This is a genomic window from Limnohabitans sp. 2KL-17, from assembly GCF_003063415.1.
In the GTDB taxonomy this organism is placed as follows: Bacteria; Pseudomonadota; Gammaproteobacteria; order Burkholderiales; family Burkholderiaceae_C; genus Limnohabitans_A.
Window position 1 is genome coordinate 1 of the sequence record NZ_NESK01000086.1, and the last position, 1,039, is coordinate 1,039.

The window sequence follows — 1,039 nt, forward strand, 5'->3', positions numbered from 1 at the left end:
CCCAGCTTGAGCGGCACGCCCATTGGCGCGGTCACCTACAGCTTGGGCGGCGCAGACAGTGCGCTGTTCACGCTCAACACTGGCACCGGCGTGGTGAGCATGGTGGCGCGCAACTTTGAAAGCCCAGACGATGCGGGCGCGAACAACGTGTACAACTACACGCTGACCGCCACCGATGCTGACGGCAACAGCGCCGACCAAGCGGTCGTGCTGAGCGTTGTCGACTTCAACGACAACGCCCCGGTGTTTAGCAGCGGAGCCACCGGCAGCGTGCCTGAAAACGCCGCCACCACCCGTGAGATCTACACCGCCAGCACCACTGATGCTGACGGCACCGCGGCCAATAGGAACGTGGTCTACAGTCTCAAAGCGGCCACGGGTGACATCGCCTTGCTCGACATTGACAGCGCCACGGGCAAAGTCACGCTCAAGAACAGCGCCAATTACGAAGCCAAGAACAGCTACAGCTTTACTGTGGTGGCCACCAATCTGGGCACCAGCGGCACACTGAGCACCGAGCAGGCCGTCATCGCCAACGTGATCAACGTCAACGAAGCGCCCGTGGTCAGTGCCGCAATCACATCGGCCGCGCTGGAAGGCGCAGCTTCGTACACCTTGAACTTGTTGCAAGGCGCCAGCGACGTTGACGCGGGCGACACCGCCACCCTGGACGTTCAAACCCTTACCTACAAAGTGGCGGGTATGGCCACCGGCAACGCGGGCGCCGACCTGCCCGCAGGCATAACACTCAGCGGCAGCACGCTGAGTGTGGACCCCACGAATCCAGCCTTTGACAACCTGGCCGCAGGCGCAACCCGCGTCATCGAAGTCAGTTACCTAGTCAAAGACGTGGGTGGTCTCAACGTGAACCAGACAGTCTCTATCACCATCACCGGCACCAACGATGCGCCTACCGCCAGCGTCACCACGTCCACGGTCAACTACGCCAACACTGCACTCACGCAAACGCTGTTCAGCAGCGCGGCCATCAGCGCGGTGGATACGGGCCAAACCATCACCGGCCTGAAATTCACAGTTG

Annotated in this window: 1 protein-coding gene; it reads left to right on the forward strand. The window is 61.7% G+C overall.

All coding sequences use genetic code 11. The features are described from left to right. Positions 1-1,039, forward strand: a 1,039-nt coding sequence (locus tag B9Z45_RS16700) for a cadherin repeat domain-containing protein (protein WP_146180961.1), incomplete at both ends; no start/stop codon positions are given.